1 pseudogene is annotated in these 671 nt (G+C 36.4%); it reads left to right on the top strand.

Annotated features, from left to right (window positions below):
- Nucleotides 1-297 precede the first annotated feature (297 nt).
- Nucleotides 298-671 (top strand): annotated as a pseudogene (locus tag AC1DUA_RS39855) (sensor histidine kinase); the annotation flags it as partial.

The raw sequence follows: 671 nt of genomic DNA, 5'->3' as shown, positions 1-671 counted from the left end.
TGTGAACAACGATGGTAAGGTTGACATTGTGGATCTTGCGACGGTAGCACACGCGATTATCAAATAAATGCTAGTTGGGGGAAAGTATCACTTTTCCCCGGTATTCTCCTAATTCAACGGCCTTTCGGATCTTCCGGAAGGTCGTTTATTATTTTTTATGTGTACAATTGTCCTGCCTCAGAAAAAATATTTCTTAATATGCTAAAATTATAGATGGTATATGAAATGGTCCTGATGTAAGATTCAGGACATGTAATTACGAAAGGTTATGGTCTTTAGTCACTGAAATAGGAGTTTATGATGAAATTACTCTTCCGAAATCTGTCTTTTAGAAAAAAAATGATTCTTACATCAATTGCTTGTCTGGTATTACCAACCGTAATTATGTTATATATCACCAACGTTTTTTCACAGCGAATTATTCGAGAACATACGTTGCAAAGTTCAAACCAGATCTTACAAAATGTTCAGGGGCAAATCGATATGGCAATAGATGAAATGGTTTCTGTATCCAACATGATTCAATTTGATTCAGAACTAAAGAATTTACTTCAAGGTAAGCATGGACCTTTAGTATCAAAGACGGTTACGGAAAAGTTAGAACAACTGGTTAGCGATAAACCGGATATGCAGCTGACCCTGCTAACTATGGACGGGCAATTATTCTCTAG

The organism is Paenibacillus sp. 01T422 (genome assembly GCF_056398785.1).
This window is presented reverse-complemented; position numbering and strand designations above follow the sequence as displayed.